Source organism: Streptococcus sp. HF-1907, from assembly GCF_015594605.1.
Taxonomy (GTDB): Bacteria; Bacillota; Bacilli; order Lactobacillales; family Streptococcaceae; genus Streptococcus.
This window is the reverse complement of record NZ_JADNQT010000021.1, coordinates 1-20,738: the sequence shown is the minus strand read 5'-3', so window position 1 is coordinate 20,738 and position 20,738 is coordinate 1. Positions and strand designations below refer to the sequence as shown.

Annotated in this window: 20 protein-coding genes and 1 pseudogene; 19 read left to right on the top strand and 2 right to left on the bottom strand. The window is 36.2% G+C overall.

The features are described from left to right. Nucleotides 1-195, bottom strand: a pseudogene (locus IYQ92_RS09355) (hypothetical protein); the annotation flags it as partial. A gap of 241 nt (nucleotides 196-436) precedes the next feature. On the opposite strand from IYQ92_RS09355, the gene IYQ92_RS09350 reads away from it, so the two are divergent. The 19 genes from IYQ92_RS09350 to rfbB all read left to right on the top strand — a co-directional run bounded on the left by IYQ92_RS09350 (nucleotide 437) and on the right by rfbB (nucleotide 20,025). Continuing rightward, nucleotides 437-1,900 (top strand): LCP family protein, encoded by a 1,464-nt coding sequence (locus IYQ92_RS09350; protein WP_195676398.1) that lies wholly within the window; start codon nucleotides 437-439, stop codon nucleotides 1,898-1,900. Further along, nucleotides 1,901-2,632, top strand: a complete 732-nt coding sequence (cps4B, locus tag IYQ92_RS09345) for a capsular polysaccharide biosynthesis protein Cps4B (protein WP_195676397.1) — start codon at nucleotides 1,901-1,903, stop codon at nucleotides 2,630-2,632. Between the two features lie 8 nt (nucleotides 2,633-2,640). After that, on the top strand, nucleotides 2,641-3,333 hold the full coding sequence (locus IYQ92_RS09340) for a Wzz/FepE/Etk N-terminal domain-containing protein (protein ID WP_195676396.1): 693 nt from the start codon (nucleotides 2,641-2,643) through the stop codon (nucleotides 3,331-3,333). 9 nt (nucleotides 3,334-3,342) lie between these two features. Beyond that, nucleotides 3,343-4,074 carry a tyrosine-protein kinase gene (locus IYQ92_RS09335; protein WP_195676395.1) on the top strand — a complete coding sequence of 244 codons (732 nt, stop codon included), beginning with the start codon at nucleotides 3,343-3,345 and terminating at the stop codon, nucleotides 4,072-4,074. A 26-nt stretch (nucleotides 4,075-4,100) separates the two neighbouring features. Beyond that, nucleotides 4,101-5,483: a sugar transferase gene (locus IYQ92_RS09330; RefSeq protein WP_195676394.1), complete on the top strand. Its 1,383-nt coding sequence runs from the start codon at nucleotides 4,101-4,103 to the stop codon at nucleotides 5,481-5,483. Between the two features lie 48 nt (nucleotides 5,484-5,531). Then, complete coding sequence (gene cps2T, locus IYQ92_RS09325; RefSeq protein WP_195676393.1) at nucleotides 5,532-6,701, top strand: beta 1-4 rhamnosyltransferase Cps2T; 1,170 nt, start codon at nucleotides 5,532-5,534, stop codon at nucleotides 6,699-6,701. A 2-nt stretch (nucleotides 6,702-6,703) separates the two neighbouring features. Beyond that, nucleotides 6,704-7,852 carry a glycosyltransferase family 4 protein gene (locus IYQ92_RS09320; RefSeq protein ID WP_195676392.1) on the top strand — a complete coding sequence of 383 codons (1,149 nt, stop codon included), beginning with the start codon at nucleotides 6,704-6,706 and terminating at the stop codon, nucleotides 7,850-7,852. 1 nt (nucleotide 7,853) lies between these two features. Further along, complete coding sequence (locus tag IYQ92_RS09315; protein WP_195676391.1) at nucleotides 7,854-8,492, top strand: DUF1919 domain-containing protein; 639 nt, start codon at nucleotides 7,854-7,856, stop codon at nucleotides 8,490-8,492. 23 nt (nucleotides 8,493-8,515) lie between these two features. Further along, a complete protein-coding gene (locus tag IYQ92_RS09310; RefSeq protein ID WP_195676390.1) occupies nucleotides 8,516-9,490 on the top strand; it encodes a glycosyltransferase family 2 protein in 975 nt (324 codons plus the stop codon). Between the two features lie 17 nt (nucleotides 9,491-9,507). Further along, nucleotides 9,508-10,497 carry a glycosyltransferase family 2 protein gene (locus tag IYQ92_RS09305; protein WP_229311374.1) on the top strand — a complete coding sequence of 330 codons (990 nt, stop codon included), beginning with the start codon at nucleotides 9,508-9,510 and terminating at the stop codon, nucleotides 10,495-10,497. Nucleotides 10,498-10,577: 80 nt separating this feature from the next. Next, complete coding sequence (locus IYQ92_RS09300) at nucleotides 10,578-11,753, top strand: polymerase (protein WP_229311373.1); 1,176 nt, start codon at nucleotides 10,578-10,580, stop codon at nucleotides 11,751-11,753. Nucleotides 11,754-11,800: 47 nt separating this feature from the next. Beyond that, complete coding sequence (locus tag IYQ92_RS09295; protein ID WP_195676389.1) at nucleotides 11,801-13,216, top strand: flippase; 1,416 nt, start codon at nucleotides 11,801-11,803, stop codon at nucleotides 13,214-13,216. A 2-nt stretch (nucleotides 13,217-13,218) separates the two neighbouring features. Beyond that, on the top strand, nucleotides 13,219-14,217 hold the full coding sequence (locus tag IYQ92_RS09290) for an acyltransferase (protein WP_195676388.1): 999 nt from the start codon (nucleotides 13,219-13,221) through the stop codon (nucleotides 14,215-14,217). Between the two features lie 13 nt (nucleotides 14,218-14,230). Next, nucleotides 14,231-15,331 (top strand): UDP-galactopyranose mutase, encoded by a 1,101-nt coding sequence (gene glf, locus IYQ92_RS09285; protein ID WP_195676387.1) that lies wholly within the window; start codon nucleotides 14,231-14,233, stop codon nucleotides 15,329-15,331. After that, a complete protein-coding gene (locus IYQ92_RS09280) occupies nucleotides 15,328-16,326 on the top strand; it encodes a stealth family protein (RefSeq protein WP_195676386.1) in 999 nt (332 codons plus the stop codon). The genes glf and IYQ92_RS09280 overlap by 4 nt, the downstream gene beginning before the upstream one ends. Nucleotides 16,327-16,336: 10 nt before the next feature. Further along, nucleotides 16,337-17,395 (top strand): sugar transferase, encoded by a 1,059-nt coding sequence (locus IYQ92_RS09275; RefSeq protein WP_195676385.1) that lies wholly within the window; start codon nucleotides 16,337-16,339, stop codon nucleotides 17,393-17,395. 107 nt (nucleotides 17,396-17,502) lie between these two features. Further along, nucleotides 17,503-18,372, top strand: coding sequence for a glucose-1-phosphate thymidylyltransferase RfbA (gene rfbA / locus IYQ92_RS09270; RefSeq protein WP_075231290.1), 870 nt, complete (start codon nucleotides 17,503-17,505; stop codon nucleotides 18,370-18,372). After that, a complete protein-coding gene (locus IYQ92_RS09265; RefSeq protein WP_075227276.1) occupies nucleotides 18,373-18,966 on the top strand; it encodes a dTDP-4-dehydrorhamnose 3,5-epimerase family protein in 594 nt (197 codons plus the stop codon). It abuts the gene before it with no gap. Between the two features lie 12 nt (nucleotides 18,967-18,978). Continuing rightward, nucleotides 18,979-20,025, top strand: a complete 1,047-nt coding sequence (gene rfbB / locus IYQ92_RS09260; RefSeq protein WP_195676384.1) for a dTDP-glucose 4,6-dehydratase — start codon at nucleotides 18,979-18,981, stop codon at nucleotides 20,023-20,025. 193 nt (nucleotides 20,026-20,218) lie between these two features. On the opposite strand, the gene IYQ92_RS09255 is transcribed toward rfbB, so the two are convergent. Beyond that, the coding region (locus IYQ92_RS09255) for a transposase (RefSeq protein WP_195676383.1) at nucleotides 20,219-20,738 on the bottom strand (520 nt) is incomplete at its 5' end.

The following is a 20,738-nucleotide window of genomic DNA, read 5'->3' as shown; positions in this document are numbered from 1 at the left end:
ACACTCGGCTCTGTCAAGAATGGTCTGACTCATGTTTTTGATTATCCTTTTGGCAATTGTCGGCTCTCCTTTATGTTTGGATTCTATCTGTTCAAGTAGACCTGTCTCAGGAAGGGTATCAACTACAGCTAAAATTTTTTCTAAATCACCTAGTTCTGTCTCCTCAAAGAGGTTGAGTTGTGTTACACTTTTCATTGTAAGACCTCGCTGTTTTTTTACAATTCTTTTATAACGCTGAAATCGGTTGATATAACTAATCTGGTGGAGTTCGGAATTGATTCGAATTTGAGAGCTAGATGAAGGTATATTTTGTTAGTGCAGTATGAAATTTGCTACAGACTTATGTCCGTTCGTTTCAAAAAGTTTGAAATCAATAATGATTTGAAAAAATTCTAAAATTATAGTAAAATAAAGTAGATTAAAAGTAATTAGGAGAATGATTTTGAAAAATTCTAGAAGACGTCGTTCAGGTCAAGGCAAAACATGGACGACTATCAATTGTGCACTTTTAGTATTATTTACGCTATTGTCAATTTTGACTGTGTATCTAATGTTTAAGTATCACTTTTTAGCTTTTAGAAATATTAATATTTTCTATACAGCTATAATCGCTGTTATTTTTTTACTATCGCTAGTGCTGATTATTTCCCAAAAAGCTAAAGTTTTAACGACGATTCTGTTGGTTATTTTCTCAATTATCACAGGAGCGACAGCTTACGGCTTTAAGTCTGCGGTGGATTTGACAGCTAACCTAAATAAAACGACGACCTACTCAGAAGTAAAAATGAGTATTGTGGTGCCAAAAGATAGTGATGTGAATTCAGTCTCAGATTTGACAAGCGTTCAAGCGCCGTTGGATAGTGATAAAACCAATATTAATGCTTTGTTGGAGCAAATTAAATCAGATAAAAATGTTGATCTTTCCACTGAAAAAGTAGATTCCTATCAAACGGCCTACAAGAATTTGATGGATGGTACAAGTAAAGCTATGGTCTTAAGTGGTGTTTATTCAAGCTTGCTTGAGTTAAATGATAGCAATTACGCTTCGAATCTTAAAACTATTTATTCTTACACAGTAAGCAAGCAAGTTTCATCAAAAACAGATAAGAAAACATCTTCAGATAGCTTTAACATTTTCATCAGTGGTATCGATACTTACGGTTCTATTTCAACAGTCTCTCGTTCAGACGTTAACATCATTATGACTGTTAATATGAAGACGCACAAGATTTTGTTGACAACGACCCCTCGTGATGCCTATGTAACTATTCCAGACGGCGGAAACAATCAAAAAGATAAATTGACTCACGCTGGTATTTACGGAGTTGAGACGTCTATGAAGACACTTGAAAATCTCTATGGTATTGATATTGATTACTATGCACGTATCAACTTCACTTCATTCATAAAATTGATTGACTTATTGGGTGGCGTTGAAGTTTATAATGATCAAGAATTTACGAGTCTTCACGGAAATTATAAATTCCCTGTGGGGAAGGTTAACCTTGACTCAGAAAAAGCGCTTGGCTTCGTTCGTGAACGTTATTCGCTCGAAGGGGGAGATAACGACCGTGGTAAAAACCAAGAAAAAGTCATTTCAGCGATTATTAATAAACTAGGTTCAATGAATTCTATTGCTAAGTTCTCCAATATTGTAACAAACTTGCAAAGTTCTGTTCAAACCAATATGTCTTTAGATTCAATTATGAATATCGCAAATGCACAGTTAGCAAGTGGCGATCGCTTTACAGTAACGTCACAATCCGTGACAGGTACAGGTTCAACTGGTGAATTGACCTCATATGCAATGCCGAATGCAAGTTTATATATGATGAGCCTTGATCAATCAAGTGTTGATTCTGCTAAATCAGCCATTGAAAAAACTTTGGAGGGAAACTAAATGATTGACATCCATTCACATATCATCTTTGATGTTGATGACGGTCCTAAGACTCTTGAGGAAAGTCTATCTCTTATAGAAGAAAGTTATCGTCAAGGTGTTCGAGTGATTGTTTCAACTTCACACCGTCGCAAAGGAATGTTTGAAACACCTGAGGAAAAAATCCTTGCTAACTTCTTAGTTGTGAGAGAGGAAGCAAAAAAAAGATTTGACGATTTAACAATCGTTTACGGTGGCGAACTTTTCTATACAAGTGATATTTTAGAAAAGTTAGGGGACAAGGAAATTCCAACATTGAATGGCACGAAGTTTGCCTTAATTGAATTCTCCATGCTAACGCCTTGGAAGGAAATTCATCAAGCACTTAGCAATGTGTTGATGTTGGGGATTACTCCTGTTGTTGCCCATATCGAGCGCTACAATGATTTGGAAGAACACGAAGAACGTGTCAGAGAAATCATTAATATGGGTTGTTACACGCAGATTAATAGTAACCATGTTTTGAAACCAAAATTAATTGGTGACAAGGAAAAACGTTTTAAAAAACGTGGACGTTACTTTTTGGAACGCAATCTTGTTCATTGCGTTGCTAGCGATATGCACAATCTTACAAAGCGACCACCATTTATGAAAGAAGCCTATGAGCTTATTTATAAAGAATATGGTCGGGAGCGAGCACACAGATTGTTTGTAGAAAATCCAAAAAAACTTTTAGAAAATCAATATATTTAGGAGAAACCATGAACACTAATACCAATGAAACTGTTGAAATTGATATTTTGTATCTATTGAGGAAACTTTGGAGCAAAAAATTCTTGATTTTATTTGCAGGTCTTTTGGTTGCTACAGTCTCTTTACTGGGAACAATCTTTTTGATAACACCGCAATACACATCAACGACACGGATTTATGTTGTTAATCAAGATAATGCATCTAATAATATAACAGCTCAAGATCTTCAAGCAGGTAGCTATCTTGTAAATGACTATAAGGAAATTGTATCATCGACGGATGTTCTCAATCAAGTTATTGAAAATAAGAAATTGTCAGAAACTGAAAAGGAGCTCTCCAAGAAATTAGCAGTAACAATTCCGCAAGATACTCGTATTATTTCGATTTCAGTAAAAGATTCTGATCCGAAAAATGCGGCGAGTTTGGCAAATGCAATCCGTGAAGTGGCATCAGAAAAAATTAAAGCCACTACAAAGGTTCAGGATGTGACAACTCTAGAAGTCGCTAAAGCACCAACCACACCATCATCACCAAATAAGCAACGTAATATCTTGCTAGGATTTGTTCTTGGTGCTGGAATTGCTATTATTGCAGTACTACTTACAGAAGTTTTAGATGACAGCGTTAAACGTGCAGAAGATGTGGAAGAAGTTCTTGGTATGACACTACTAGGTGTTGTACCAAATACAGATAAACTATAGGAGAGATGTATGCCAGTTTTAGAACTTGTTAATTCAAAATTACAGGCAGTGAATAAAGCCAGCGAGTATTATAATGCTATTCGTACAAACATTCAATTTAGTGGTGCGGATATTAAAACTATTCTATTGACATCTGTACAGCCAGGTGAGGGGAAATCAACAACCGCTGTTAGTTTAGCTGTATCTATGGCTAATGCAGGCTTTAAAACCTTATTGATAGATGCAGATACACGAAATTCAGTAATGACGGGGACTTTTAAGGCTACGGAACGTGTAGAGGGACTTACAAGTTATTTGTCTGGGAACTCTGAACTAGCTGAAGTAATTTGTGAAACGAACATTCCAGGTTTGATGGTAATTCCTTCGGGACAGGTGCCACCTAATCCCACCAGTTTAGTTCAAAATGCTAACTTCACACATATGATGGAAACTGTCCGCAATATTTTTGACTATGTTATTGTTGATACACCTCCAATTGGTTTGGTAGTAGATGCCGCTATTATGGCGCAAAAATGTGATGGGGTTGTCATTGTCACACAGGCAGGGGCAATTAAGCGTCGCTTTGTTAAAAAGGCTAAAGAACAGATGGAACAAAGTGGTAGCCAATTTTTAGGAATTATTTTAAATAAAGTTGATACGAAGATTGATTCTTATGGATCGTATGGTTCTTACGGTTCCTATGGGCAGTATGGGGAGAAACTAGAAAAAACTAATCATCGAAAACGAAATAAACGTAAGTAGATAATATTTGGGGATAAGGGGATTTTATGTACAGTAATTCATCGGTGAAAAAGTTGCTATATTTATGTACAGATTGTATTGCACTTGTTATTTCGTACGTCATATTATCTCAATTTTATAGCTATCGCTTTTTATTAGATATTTTCTTTGTTGGAAGTTCGCTTCTGATAGGTATTATCCTAAATATCTGGTCAGATAATTATAGCTCTATTACTGAGCGTAATATGAAAAAAGAGCTTAAGTATAGCGTTATTTTTGCTTTAGAATTTATTATTGCAACTATCTTGGTAGTCTATCTCGGAAAGTTTCGTGGTAATTTTGAAATAGAGACGTTGGGAAGGTCATATTTATTGGCTCAGTTTCTTATTCAAAGTATATTAGTTTTTTTAGGGCGTTCTATTATCAAGCAGATGACGTTGAATTTTGAGTCTGAGTCAATCAAAACGATTGTCATGACCAACTTTTCAAAAAGTTCGGAATTACAATATGAGCTGAGTAAAAACAATTATAAGGTAGTCGCTTTTCTTAGCCAATTAGACGTTATTTCGCCTGTTTCTTCTGCACCAGTCTTACATGATTTTGAAGAGGTATGCTATCTACTCTCACACAATGAAATTCAAGAAGTTGTTGTCGCCTATGATGCTGTTCACGATTTTGTAGAAGTTCAAGATTATTTTGTAGCGATGGGAATTCCTGTTACGATTTGCATGAATAGTGTTTCAGAAGATGGTTTTGGAAGTCTGACAGTTCAAAATATTGGACCAATAAAAGCTGTAACAACTTCGATAAACACAACGAATTACAGAAGTTTAATGTTGAAGAGAATTGTTGACATTATAGCTTCCCTAGTTGGTCTTGTGATTACGGGAATTGTTTGGGTAATCATATATCCGATTGTACAGAAGCAGTCAAAAGGACCGATGATTTTCAAACAAAAGCGTGTTGGGAAAAATGGTAAAGTCTTTGAAATTTATAAGTTCAGAAGCATGTACTTAGATGCTGAGGAACGCAAAAAAGAGCTGATGGCACAAAATGAATTGACTTCTGATCATATGTTTAAAATGGAACATGATCCACGAATTTTTCCATTTGGACAAAAGATTAGGGACTGGTCAATTGATGAGTTACCACAGTTCATCAACGTCCTTAAAGGAGATATGTCATTAGTTGGAACACGACCACCAACTCTTGATGAATATCACAAATATGAATTACATCACTTTAAACGTTTGGCCATGAAACCGGGTATAACAGGCATGTGGCAAGTCAGTGGTAGAAGTAATATTACAGATTTTGAGCAAGTTGTTGCTTTGGACTTAGAATACATCAAAAATTGGTCCATTTGGCTTGATGTTAAAATTATTCTTAAGACGTTTAAGGTTGTGCTTTTTAGAGAGGGAAGTAAGTAAGATTATAAAGTGGATAGATAATCCGATTTACTAAAATAGGAGGGAAGATTGAGAAGTATTTATATTATCGGTTCCAAAGGAATCCCAGCTAAGTATGGTGGGTTTGAAACCTTTGTAGAAAAACTGACTGCTTATCAAAAAGATGAAAATCTAAAGTATTATGTAGCTTGTACTCGTGAAAATTCTGCTAAATCGGGTATTTCAAAAGATATTTTTGAATATAATGGAGCAACTTGTTTCAATGTTGATGTTCCTAATATCGGACCCGCCAAAGCTATCGCATACGATATTATGGCTTTAGAAAAAGCAATAAACTTATCTGAAGAAAATAGAGATAAAAATCCTATCTTTTATATTTTGGCTTGCCGCATCGGACCATTTGTTGGGAAATACCGAAAGAAAATTCACAAAATGGGCGGAACACTCTTAGTAAATCCAGATGGACACGAGTGGTTAAGAGAAAAGTGGTCTAAACCCGTTCGTCGTTATTGGAAAGTTTCAGAATCACTAATGGTGAAAAATGCCGATCTGTTAGTTTGTGATAGTAAAAATATTGAAAAGTATATTCAAGATGACTATGCAAAATATTCTCCTAAAACAACCTACATCGCTTATGGGACAGATACAACACGTTCTACATTAAAGAGTAGTGACGAAAAAGTACGTTCTTGGTTCAAGGATAAAAATGTCTCTGAAAATGAGTATTATCTGGTTGTCGGACGTTTTGTACCAGAAAATAACTATGAATCTATGATTCGTGGCTTTTTGGCGTCTAACTCTAAGAAGGACTTTGTCTTAATTACAAATGTAGAACAGAATAAATTTTATAATCGGCTATTAGCAAGTACTGGATTTGATAAAGATCCACGAGTGAAATTTGTTGGAACAGTCTACGACCAAGAACTTCTGAAGTATATTCGAGAAAACGCCTATGCTTACTTCCATGGCCATGAAGTTGGAGGAACCAATCCTTCGCTACTTGAAGCTTTGGAGTCAACAAAGTTGAACCTACTACTCGATGTTGGTTTTAACCGCGAAGTTGGGGAGCAAAGTGCGATCTATTGGAAAAAAGACGAACTATCACAAGTGATTGAGGAAGTTGAACAATTTGATGAAAAAATGATTGATGAGTTAGATAGACAATCAAATCAGAGAATTGCGGATGCTTTCACTTGGGAAAAGATTGTCACAGACTACGAGAAATTATTTAAAGGTTAGAAATGCAGAAAATTTTATATCTCCACGCTGGTGCCGAAATGTATGGCGCTGACAAGGTTTTGTTGGAGCTTATTAAAGGTTTGAAAAAAGACGAATTTGAAGCACACGTTATTTTACCCAATAACGGTGTTTTAGTGGGTGCTCTTGAGAGTGTTGGTGCCAAGGTAAAAGTTATCGATTATCCAATATTGCGTCGTAAGTTTTTTAATCCTAAGGGAATCCTCGAGTATTTTGGTTCATATAACCGTTATTCAAAGCAAATTACTGAATATGCTAAGGAAAATGGAATTACTCTTATTCACAACAATACGACTGCAGTACTTGAGGGGATTTATCTCAAAAGTAAGTTGAAACTTCCTTTGGTTTGGCATGTTCATGAGATTATCGTCAAACCAAAAGCAATCTCGGATTTCATCAATTTTCTGATGGGAAGATATGCTGATAAGATTGTGACAGTTTCAAATGCTGTAGCCAACCACGTGAAGCAGTCTCGTTATGTGAAAGACGATCAGGTTCAAGTGATCTATAATGGGGTCGACAATGCCGTCTATCATGAAATCGATGCTAGCTCTGTCCGTGACCAATTTGGGATCGCACAAGATGCGCTTGTTATTGGTATGGTTGGTCGAGTGAATGCCTGGAAAGGGCAAGGGGACTTCCTAGAAGCTGTGACGCCAATCTTACAGGTCAATCCCAAAGCAGTAGCCTTTTTAGCAGGTAGTGCTTTTGAGGGGGAAGAGTGGCGCGTGGATGAGTTGGAAAAAGCTATTTCAGACTCACCGGTAGCTAGCCAAATCAAGCGAATTGACTATCATAGCAAGACGACAGAACTCTATAATATGTTTGATATCTTTGTCTTGCCTAGTACCAATCCAGATCCACTACCAACAGTGGTCCTTGAAGCTATGGCTTGTGGTAAACCTGTAGTGGGTTACCGTCATGGCGGTGTCTGTGAGATGGTCAAGGAAGGCGAAAACGGTCTTCTTGCTACACCGAATCAGCCTGCAGAATTGTCTAAGGCTATTCAAGAATTAGTTGACAATACTGAGAAGAGAAAACAATTTGGTGAGGCATCTGTCAAACGCCAAAAAGAACTTTTCTCATTACAAAGTTATATTCGGAATTTCTCAGAGCTATATAAGAAATATTAAGATGAATACTGAAAAAATTAAGAATAAATTAAAACCAATCGTTTATCCAATTATTAATTTTATTCCTAGACGAAGACTCAAGAATAAAAATTTTACGATTATTTGTGATAATTGTTGGGCTGGAAAAGTTTATCAAGAATTGGGCTTGCCTTATCAAACACCATTTGTAGGGATGTTTGTCTTCTCTCCTGATTACATCAAGATGCTCAAGAATTTAAAATATTATTTGAGCGGAAACATTCCCTTGAAATTTGTAAAGGAATCAAAATATATCAAAAACTTTGACAATGCCTATCCTCTGGCACTTCTTGATGATATTGAACTTCATTTCCTACATTATGCAGATGAGGAAGAAGCAACTCAAAAGTGGGATCGTAGTTTGGAAAGAATTCATTGGGATAATTTGTATTTCAAGTTCAATGATAATGATGCTTGTACTTATGAATTGATGAAAGAGTTCGAAGAGCTTCCATACAAGAGTAAGGTTATCTTCTCTTCGAAGAATTATAGTGATTTATCTTCCTTAGTTCATTTCAAATCAGCTGAAAAGCAAGGACACGTTAGCATCGACTTGAAAACGTATCATCGCTATTTTAATGTTGTAACTTGGTTGAATAAGGGTGGAGAGGATTTAACATAGACAATACATTAGGAAATATAATTATGAAACCACTTTTAACTGTCGTTATTCCAGTTTATAATGTCGAAAAGTATTTAGACCGTTGTCTTAAGAGTATCCTGATTCAAGAGTGGAAAAACTATGACATCATACTGGTTGATGATGGAAGTACGGATCGTTCTCCTCAAATTTGTGATGATTATGTTAAAGCGTATGACTTTATTTCAGTCATTCATAAGGAAAATGGCGGACTTTCTGAAGCTCGGAATACGGGTCTTTCTCAGGCTAAAGGAGAATATATTTATTTTCCAGATTCAGATGATTGGCTTGAGCCAGATACTTTTATAGCCTTAGCAGAAGCGCTAGAATCTCAAAAATTTGATATTATTTCTTTTAATCGTGAGTTTGTCAAGGGTGAAGAAGATGTGATCATTTCAGATCCAGTAGAGACTCAAGTATTTAACGGGAAAGATGCTTTTGTGCACATGCTGAAGCATAGTTATATTACTGGTTTTGCTAACGACAAAATCTATAGAAAGTCTCTATTTGTGGATCATGATATCCTATTTCCAAAAGGGAAATATTATGAAGATTTGGGAACTAATTACAAACTTTTTCTTTCAGCAAAGAAGGTTTATGCGACAAATCAGAAGTACTATCACTACTTAATCGATAACCCGGATTCCATTACGCAGTCTTGGAATGAGAAGAAGTTTAGAGATATGTTTGAGTTCTACAAAGAAGTTTTTTATTCTGATTTTGTTCGTTCTCAATTGAACCAAGAGGAGCTTCACATCTCACAACTTTATTATGTAAATGGTTTGACGCATATCCTGGCCAGCTTATATAAAGCTAAATTGCATAAACATTATGGTGAGATTACAAGTGAAGTGAAACAGGAATTAGAAAAAAATAAAATAACGTATAGTGAAGTGAAATCTATTCCAAACAGAATCAAATATTTGTTGTACCGTTTGCATTTATTGAAGTTGGCTTTCGCTATACAAGGAATGAAGTGAGAGAAATTTAGGGGATTATGTTGAAGTATTCAGTCATTATACCGGTATACAATGTAGAGAATTATCTTCCTCGTTGTATCGATAGTCTACTAACTCAAAATTATTCGGATTTGGAAATTTTGTTGATTGATAATGGCTCCAAAGATCAGAGTGGTCAAATCTGTGAGAATTATGCGGCTCAGTTTTCAAATATTACAGCCTATCACATTCCAAATAAGGGTGTCAGTTCAGCCCGTAATTTTGGTTTAGCCAAAGCAAAAGGCGAATTTATATGTTTTGTGGATGCGGATGACTATCTTGTGGAAAATTTATTTTCAGATGTGGAAAATCAATTAGATTCAGAATTGGACTTATTAGTATTTAGTTACTATAATTCGATTGAAAAAAACTTATCGGAAATAGCTCGGTCAGCAAAAATTCTTCCCATTAAGGGGAAGAAAGACAAAAGTGAATTTATTGCGCTTTTTCAAGAGTTGTTTCTAACGGACATGATGTATACTGTCTGGAACAAAATTTACCGTAGAGAATTCCTGGAAAAACACCAAATTGTTTTTGAAAACTATGAATTGGGAGAAGACGTTCGTTTCAATCGAACTGTATACGAATGTGTCAATGAAATCGCCTTCTCACAAACTTGTTATTATGTCTATATTTCGGGCAGGGCATCTTCTGCTATGGGACAGTATAATTCCAATCGAATGAAATATCAACTGGAAGAATTAGAGAAAGTTGACCAGCTGATGTCAAGATGGGGCATTCATGATGAACAATTTGTTGATCAAATAAAGGCGCGCATCCTGATGAGTAATATTCAGAACATATCAAAGCAAAAGATGTCTCTTTCTAAAAAACGACACTATGTTGAAGAATTGTGTGAAAACAAAGAGATGGTTATTTTGACAAAAAAAAATACTCCTTTTATCAATCTTATCGTTAGATTCTTACTTAATTATAGAATGTATCGTACAGTGATTTTTCTTAAAAAAATACAGATTTTAATCAAATGAGTTTGTTCAATTCTTTGATATTTGATAATAGAGAGTCGTAAAGTTTTAAATACGTTTAATTAAATGATTGAAAGGGTTGGATGACTATTGTGATGAGCAATCGTATTATCTCAGAAAAAATTTACTTAATCACCTTATTTATATGGGTTGTTGTCGCGTCATTAGTCACAACTACTTATTTTATTAGATTAGAGGGCTTTTTATCATTGTATAGAATCCTCCTCTATTTCACAATTGCTATGATTTTGATAAAAGAGTTGATGAACCTTCCGAAAACGCTATATTACTTTATATTTCATTGGAAACAATTATTAATAGTAATGGGACTTTTTATTGCAATGTTTATTGTTGCAAAAAATCGCGATGGATTGTTAGATACAAATGTATTGCTTCTTGTTTTTTCTGCTAGAGATATTGATTTTAGGAAATTATTAGGAACTTTTTCTGCAGCGACATTCCTGGTGCTTTGTTTGACAATTTATGCCAGTCAACAAGGTATTATTGCAAATATGTTTATGAATGCAGATAGTGGCTACCGTTTTAGTCTAGGATTTAACTATGTATCATTTGCGTCACAGAGACTCTTCTTTGCCTTATGTACTTATCTGATGTTTCGGGGGAAAAGAGTTTCTTACCTTGAATTGTCGGCCTTACTCTTGGCTACGATTTATATGTACCGACAAACTTCGACAACCAGTCCATTTTACTTAAGTATTTTGATACTAACCTATGCTTTATTTAGTATTAAAATCTTTAAAAAAGAGTTTATTATTGAAAATTTTTGGTTATCAAAAATAGCAACTTATGCTTTTATTATAGCTTTAATGCTTACATTGTATTTCTGTTTCTATTCATCTGGGGATGTATTCCGTTTAGTAGATCAATTTACCCATAATCGATTGAGATTAAGTGTTGAAGGTTTTCAAAATTTTGGAGTCCTTTTGTTTGGGCAACGAATTTCTTTTTCTACGTTAGATATATTTGGGAACTTTACTAGTAATTATAATTTCATTGATAGCTCGTTTGTTCAATTGCTTGTAATTGATGGTCTAGTTGTAAGCGGCTTTATGTTATTTGCGCTTACTAATGTTATGCGATATTTTGTGTCAATTCGGAAGGATATTGTGCTTGCATGTTTAGGAATTATGATTATCCACGGCATGTTTGATCCTCAAATGTTAGTTCTTCGATATTCTCCATTGATCTTATTTATTAGTCGTTTATTTATTATGAATTCAGATAATGAAATTGAATAAAGACGATAAAACGATAATTTAACAGGAAGGCAAAATTTTCTATATTTATGAAGGTTCTTAAAAACTACGCCTATAATCTTTCTTATCAATTGTTGGTAATTATACTCCCTATTATTACAACACCTTATGTAACGCGGGTTTTTAGTTCTAATGATTTAGGGATATATGGATACTTTAGTTCGATAGTTACTTACTTTGTCTTACTGGCTACTCTTGGAGTTGCTAACTATGGGACTAAGGTCATTTCAGGTCATCGCAAGGAAATTGAAAAAAACTTTTGGGGTATCTATTCCCTGCAACTATGGGCAACAGTTCTTTCTCTATCCTTGTATAGTGTTCTTTGTCTAACTCTTAACTTTATGCAAAATCCAGTGGCCTATATTCTAGGTTTAAGTTTGATTTCTAAAGGCTTAGACATATCCTGGCTTTTTCAAGGGCTGGAGGATTTTCGAAAGATTACTGTCCGAAACATCACGGTTAAACTCGTTGGGGTCATCTCCATCTTCTTGTTTGTCAAGTCTGCCAATGATCTTTATCTCTATGTATTCTTACTAACTATTTTTGAGTTGTTAGGTCAGCTCAGCATGTGGCTACCAGCCCGTGAATTTATTGGGAAAGTTCATTTTGATATGGTCTATGCACGGGTGCATTTAAAACCGATCATTCTACTCTTTCTACCGCAGATTGCCATTTCCCTCTATGTCACCTTGGACCGGACCATGTTGGGAGCTCTCGCCTCTACAAAAGATGTGGGGATTTATGACCAGGCCTTAAAACTAGTCAATATTTTGTTGACATTGGTGACCTCACTGGGGAGTGTCATGTTGCCTCGGGTATCGAGCCTCTTGTCGTCAGGAGACCACAAGGCTGTCAACAAGATGCACGAAACGTCTTTTTTGATTTACAATTTGTTCATTTTTCCAATCATTGCAGGCATGCTAATTGTCAATGATGACTTTGTTCAATTCTTCCTAGGGAAGGATTTTCAGGACGCACGTTATGCCATTGCCATCATGATTTTTAGAATGTTCTTTATCGGATGGACTAATATTATGGGGATTCAAATTCTCATCCCGCACGATAAGAACAAAGAATTTATGCTATCCACCACCATTCCTGCTATTGTTAGTGTCGGGTTGAATTTGCTTTTCTTGCCTCATTTTGGTTTTATCGGTGCGGCTATTGTATCAGTTCTGACAGAGTCACTGGTATGGTTCATTCAACTATACTATACCCTTCCTTACCTCAAAGAAGTACCGATTCTTGGATCTATGGCAAAAATTGTATGCGCATCTGCTTTGATGTACGGCTTGTTGCTAAGTACAAAACCATTCTTGCATTTTTCACCTACTTTAAATGTTCTTGTGTATGCAGTACTTGGTGGTCTCATTTACCTGCTTGCTATTCTAGTTCTGAAAGTGGTAGATGTGAAAGAATTAAAACAAATAATAGGGAAAAATTAGAAATGAAGAAAATACGGAATATAAACTTAGACTTGATTAAAATAATTGCTTGTATCGGAGTTGTTTTGCTTCACACTACGATGCTAGGGTTTAAGGAAACAGGGCAATGGAATTATTCATCTTATTTATATTATCTAGGTACTTATTCAATTCCCTTGTTTTTTATGGTGAATGGTTATTTATTGTTAGGAAAGAGAGAAATAACCTACCCCTACATACTCCAGAAAGTAAAATGGATTCTAATAACAGTGTCATCATGGACATTTATCGTATGGTTTTTTAAGCGAGATTTCACAACTAATCCAATTAAAAAAATTGTAGGATCTTTGCTACAAAAAGGTTATTTTTTTCAGTTTTGGTTTTTCGGCTCATTAATACTAATTTATTTATGTTTACCGATATTGAAGAAGTATTTACATTCAAAAAGAAGTTATTTATTCTTTCTATCTGTATTAACAATTATTGGTTTGATTTTTGAATTGATAAATTTTTCGCTTCAAATGCCAGTGCAAATTTATGTTATACAGACGTTTAGATTATGGACTTGGTTCTTTTACTACATTTTAGGTGGTTTTGTAGCACAATTCAATATAGATAATTTAAAATCAATCTTTAAGGGATGGATGAAAATAGTTAGCATACTTTTGTTATTGATTTCACCGATAATATTATTTTTCATAGCAAAAAATATTTATCATAATCTTTTTGCTGAGTATTTTTATGACAATCTTTTGGTAAAAGTAATTAGTTTAGGACTATTTCTTACCTTATTGACGCTAACCATTGATGCTTCTAAACATAGAATGATCTACTTGTTATCAGTCCAAACGATGGGGGTATTTATTATACATACCTATGTTATGCAAATATGGCAAAAGTTGATAGGGTTTAACATAGTGGGTGCATACTTATTTTTCCCTGTTTCCACATTAATGATTAGTTTTCTAATAAGTATGATATTAATGAAAATTCCTTATTTCAATCGAATCGTCAAATTATAAAAAGGAGAATAAAATGTACGATTATCTGATCGTTGGTGCAGGTTTGTCTGGAGCAATCTTCGCACACGAAGCTACTAAACGAGGTAAAAAAGTAAAAGTAATTGACAAGCGTGATCACATCGGTGGTAATATCTACTGTGAGAATGTTGAAGGTATCAACGTTCATAAGTATGGTGCCCACATTTTCCATACGTCCAATAAAAAAGTCTGGGACTATGTCAACCAATTTGCGGAGTTTAACAACTATATCAACTCACCAGTAGCTAACTATAAGGGCAGTCTTTACAATCTTCCCTTCAACATGAATACTTTCTATGCCATGTGGAGAACCAAGACTCCTCAAGAAGTCAAGGACAAGATTGCGGAGCAAACGGCTGATATGAAAGATGTTGAACCGAAGAACTTGGAAGAACAGGCTATCAAGTTGATTGGCCCAGATATCTACGAAAAGTTGATTAAGGGATATACTGAAAAACAATGGGGCCGTTCTGCGACAGACCTTCCACCCTTTATCATCAAACGCCTTCCAGTTCGTTTGACCTTTGATAACAACTATTTTAATGACCGTTATCAAGGAATTCCAATTGGTGGATACAATGTCATCATTGAAAACATGCTGGGCGATGTGGAAGTAGAACTTGGTGTCGATTTCTTTGCCAATCGTGAAGAGCTGGAAAGTTCAGCTAAAAAAGTGGTCTTTACAGGAATGATTGACCAGTACTTTGACTATAAACACGGAGAGTTGGAGTATCGCAGCCTTCGTTTTGAACACGAGGTCTTGGATGAGGAAAATCATCAAGGTAACGCCGTAGTCAACTACACAGAGCGTGAGATTCCTTATACTCGTATCATTGAGCATAAGCACTTCGAGTATGGTACACAACCGAAGACAGTTATCACACGTGAATACCCAGCTGACTGGAAACGCGGAGATGAACCATACTACCCAATCAACGATGAAAAGAACAACGCTATATTTGCCAAGTACCAAGAAGAAGCAGCCAAAAATGACAAGGTCATCTTCTGTGGGCGCCTAGCAGACTATAAATACTATGACATGCACGTGGTTATTGAGCGTGCCTTGGAAGTCGTAGAGAAAGAATTTAGTAAATGACAGAAGAAAAAATTGATATCGTTGTTCTCTGGGTAGATGGCAGTGATCCAGAATTCATCCGTGAGAAACAAGCAGTAACAGGCAAAATCTCAGCCTCCAATGAGTTGGTTGATGGGGATTTAAGATATCGAGATTTTGGAATTTTTAATTACTGGTTTCGGATGATTGAAAAGCATGCCCCTTGGGTGAATAATGTTTACTTAGTCACCAATGGTCAAAGGCCTGATTGGTTAAATTTGGAACATCCAAAACTCAGATGGATTACTCATAAGGAATTTATCCCTAAAGAGTATCTACCTACTTATAATTCTGCTGCTATTGAGCTTAATCTTCATCGCATTGAAGGATTATCGGAGAATTATTTGTATTTTAATGATGATATGTACTTGATTAAGGATAGCCACCCTTCAGATTTTTATAAAAATGGTCAACCTAAGCTTTTTGCTGTATATGATGCTTTGGTTCCTTGGTCGGTTTATACAAATACATATTACAAAAATGTTGAGTTAATTTATCGTCATTTTCCTAATAAGAAGGCCCTAAAGTCCTCACCTTGGAAATTCTTTAACTACCGCTATGGTCATTTAGTTTTGAAAAACTTGCTACTTTTGCCATGGGGGCCAACAGGCTATGTGAATAACCATTTAGCTACACCTATGAAAAAGAGCACCTTGGCACATTTATGGGAAATTGAGGGTGAAACCTTAGATAGAACGTCACGGTCACGAAATAAAATTAGAGACTACGAAGTAGACATTAATCAATATATCTGCCAGTATTGGCAGATTGAAAGTAATCAGTTTTATCCTATATCAAAGAATTTTGGTGAAACGATAAATTTACATCAAGTAGACAGGTTAGAGAGTATCTTTAAAGATAAACACAAAAAATTGCTTTGTGTGAATGATGAAGTTAACTTTAAAGAGGAGAATATCATTCGATTTAAAGAAATCTTACAGGACCACTATCCTAAAAAATCAGCTTTTGAAAAATGAGAAGTAAAAGATGAAATACTATTTAAAAGAAGAATTTTTACATGATAACAATGTTAAAAATGCAGGTAATAAAGCACGTAATGATGTTGAATCTATTGTAAGAAGCCAAGGATTTGACCCTCTTATCTTATCGGTTGATAATTGGTACAATATGAGCATAACAAAGGCTCAAATACATAAGGCCAAATCATTTAGGAAGTCTTTAAATCGTTTGAATAAAGGGGATGAACTTCTGATTCAATTTCCAATGCTTCATCATAGCTTTTTCACTACGTTACTTGTTAAAAGAGCAAGAAAAAGAGGTGTGAAAATTCAGTTCATCATCCATGATTTGGATGCGCTTCGTTTCATGAATGGTCAAGTTGTTCCATTAAAACATAGAATTCGAATGAAGATCCAGGAATCGGGTTTGCTTGCCGAAGCTGATGGCATTATTGCCCATAATCCTATTATGAAGTCTGTTTTAGTGGATAAAGGAATTGCGGAAGATAAGATTGTCAGTCTTGGTATTTTTGACTATTTGATTCCAAATTTCCAAGAAAAGACAGGTCTTACTAAAAATCAGCCAATTATTGTGGCTGGTAATTTGGCACATGAAAAAGCTGGCTATCTATACTCACTTCCTGCAGAACCTGCTTATAATCTTTATGGAGTTGGCTTCGATGAGAGTAGAGCACTTGAAAATGAGACCTACTTTGGTTCTTTCTTACCTGATGAGCTTCCTGCAGCCTTAAAGGGTGGTTTTGGTCTGGTCTGGGATGGAGATAGTTCTGAAACCTGTAGTGGTGTTTTTGGCGAATACCTCCGCTATAACAACTCTCACAAAGCTTCACTTTATCTGGCATCAGGTTTTCCACTAGTTGTATGGAAAGAGTCTGCTTTGTCCACATTTGTATTGGACAATCATTGCGGAATTGAGGTAGACTCTTTATCTGAACTGCCTGAAAAAATCAAATCTTTATCGAATGAAGAATATCAAAAATTAGTGAGCTGTTCTCAAGAAATAGGAAAAAATATTCGAGCAGGATATTACTTAAAAACGGCATTAAAAAATTTGATTAATTTTTAATATTTCCACTATAGCAATTCGGTTAACTGTAATTTTCAGTATTTTTTGAAATAAAGTATAATCTTTTGTGAGATTATAATAAGGAGTATATAGAAAGGTACCCTATTATGAAAGGTATTATTCTCGCAGGTGGTTCGGGGACACGTTTATATCCTTTGACTCGAGCTGCATCAAAACAGCTGATGCCGGTTTATGATAAACCGATGATTTACTACCCACTTTCAACATTGATGTTGGCTGGGATTAGGGATATTTTGATTATTTCAACTCCTCAAGATTTGCCTCGTTTTAAAGAGCTTCTTCAAGACGGGTCTGAGTTTGGGATTAAACTTTCTTACGCAGAGCAACCGAGTCCAGATGGTTTGGCGCAAGCCTTTATCATTGGGGAAGAGTTTATTGGCGATGACAGCGTTGCTCTAATCTTAGGCGACAATATCTATCACGGGCCTGGCCTTTCTAAGATGTTACAAAAGGCGGCTAGTAAGGAGTCGGGTGCAACTGTGTTTGGCTACCATGTGAAGGATCCAGAGCGCTTTGGTGTGGTTGAGTTTGACAAGGATATGAACGCCATTTCTATCGAAGAAAAGCCAGAACACCCTCGTTCAAACTATGCAGTTACAGGCCTCTATTTTTACGATAATGATGTAGTGGAAATTGCTAAAAACATCAAACCAAGCCCTCGTGGTGAGTTGGAAATTACAGATGTAAACAAGGCTTATCTAGATCGTGGAGATTTATCCGTTGAGGTTATGGGACGCGGCTTTGCTTGGTTGGATACTGGAACTCATGAAAGTTTACTTGAGGCTTCCCAGTACATCGAGACAGTGCAACGGATGCAAAATGTTCAAGTTGCAAACTTGGAAGAAATTGCCTATCGCATGGGTTATATCAGTCGTGAAGATGTATTGGCCTTAGCCCAACCGCTTAAGAAAAATGAATACGGACAGTATCTGCTCCGTTTGATAGGAGAAGCATAGATGACAGATAATTTTTTCGGTAAGACGCTTGCAGCACGCAAGGTTGATGCAATTCCAGGTATGTTGGAGTTCGATATCCCCGTTCATGGAGATAATCGTGGCTGGTTTAAAGAAAATTTCCAAAAGGAAAAAATGCTTCCACTTGGATTTCCAGAGTCTTTCTTTGCAGAAGGAAAATTGCAAAACAATGTATCTTTCTCACGCAAAAATGTCCTACGTGGTCTCCACGCAGAGCCTTGGGATAAGTACATCTCTGTAGCAGATGGTGGGAAAGTTCTGGGCTCTTGGGTTGATCTACGCGAGGGCGAAACCTTTGGGAATACTTATCAGACGGTTATTGATGCTAGCAAGGGAATTTTTGTTCCTCGAGGCGTGGCCAATGGCTTTCAAGTTCTATCAGATACAGTTTCTTATAGTTATCTGGTCAATGATTACTGGGCTCTTGAACTCAAACCCAAGTATGCATTTGTGAACTACGCTGATCCAAGTCTTGGCATCGAATGGGAAAATCTTGCAGAAGCAGAGGTTTCAGAAGCAGATAAAAATCATCCACTACTTAAGGATGTAAAACCTTTGAAAAAAGAAGATTTGTAAAAAGGAAAGAATATGACTGAATACAAAAAAATCATCGTGACAGGAGGAGCTGGTTTTATCGGATCCAACTTTGTCCATTATGTTTACAAGAATTTTCCAGATGTTCACGTGACAGTCTTGGACAAGTTGACTTATGCTGGAAACCGCGCTAATATTGAGGAAATTTTAGGTGATCGTGTTGAGTTGGTTGTTGGTGACATTGCTGATGCAGAGTTGGTAGACAAGTTGGCAGCTCAAGCTGATGCTATCGTTCACTATGCGGCTGAAAGCCATAATGATAACTCATTGCAAGACCCAAGTCCATTCATCTACACAAACTTTATCGGAACTTACACTTTGTTGGAAGCTGCTCGTAAATACGACATTCGTTTCCATCATGTGTCAACTGACGAAGTTTACGGTGACCTTCCACTTCGCGAAGATTTGCCAGGACATGGTGAAGGACCAGGTGAAAAATTCACTGCGGAAACCAAATACAATCCATCATCACCTTACTCTTCAACAAAAGCTGCCTCAGACTTGATTGTCAAGGCTTGGGTTCGTTCATTTGGTGTTAAGGCAACGATTTCAAACTGTTCAAACAACTACGGTCCTTACCAACACATTGAGAAATTTATTCCGCGTCAAATTACTAATATCTTGTCAGGCATTAAGCCAAAACTTTATGGAGAAGGTAAAAATGTCCGTGACTGGATTCATACCAACGACCACTCAACAGGTGTTTGGGCAATCTTGACTAAAGGTCGCATTGGGGAAACTTACCTTATCGGTGCCGATGGTGAGAAGAACAACAAAGAAGTGCTTGAACTCATTCTTGAAAAAATGGGTCAACCAAAAGACGCTTATGACCATGTAACAGACCGTGCAGGTCACGACCTTCGTTACGCTATTGATTCAACGAAACTTCGTGAAGAACTTGGTTGGGAACCACAATTTACTAACTTTGAACAAGGTTTGGAAGACACGATTAAGTGGTACACAGACCATGAAGGCTGGTGGAAAGCCGAAAAAGAAGCAGTTGAAGCCAAATACGCTCAAACCCAAGAAGTTATTAAATAAGGACTGGGCTTGGATGAGGTGATTTTACAGTCAGCCTCACAGGGCATTATTACTTTCGAATGATAATGGATCTACTCTCTGGAATCAATTCCGAACTCCACCAGATTAGTTATATCAACCGATTTCAGCGTTATAAAAAGAAAAATCGCCACGAAAGAATGGCTCATTGTCAACTGTAGTGGGTGACTTATCACTACCATCTAGAGAGAATCAGATTGATTCTCTCTATTTTGATGTTCAAAGCGATGAGAATTTTTGTTTTAAAGTTCTTGAAGTTTCGAAAGCCGAAAGCTTGACGCTTAATGTCCTTGATGAGTTTGTTAGTAGCTTCTAGCTTAGCGTTAGAATAAGGGAGCTCCAGGGCGTTTGCAATGTAGGATTTGTGTTTCTTGAAGGTCTTAAAGACAGCGGTAAATATAGGATTGACAAAGGGAAGGTTGTCGTTAATCAGCATCATAAAATGGTCGGTATTCTTCTCTTGAAAATGGAATAATAAGAGTTGATACAGCTCATAGTAATAGTGGAGTTCGTTCGATAAATCTAGAATTTTCTTAACAATTTCTTTCGGAGTCAAGGTTTGCCTAAAGGTTCGTGAATAAAAGCGTTTGTCAGAGAGTTTGCGACTGTCTTTCTGGAGGATTTTCCAGTGATTCTTCATGGCTCGATAAGGGAGAGAATGCTTGTCAAAGCTCTTCATGATGGTAATTCGAGTG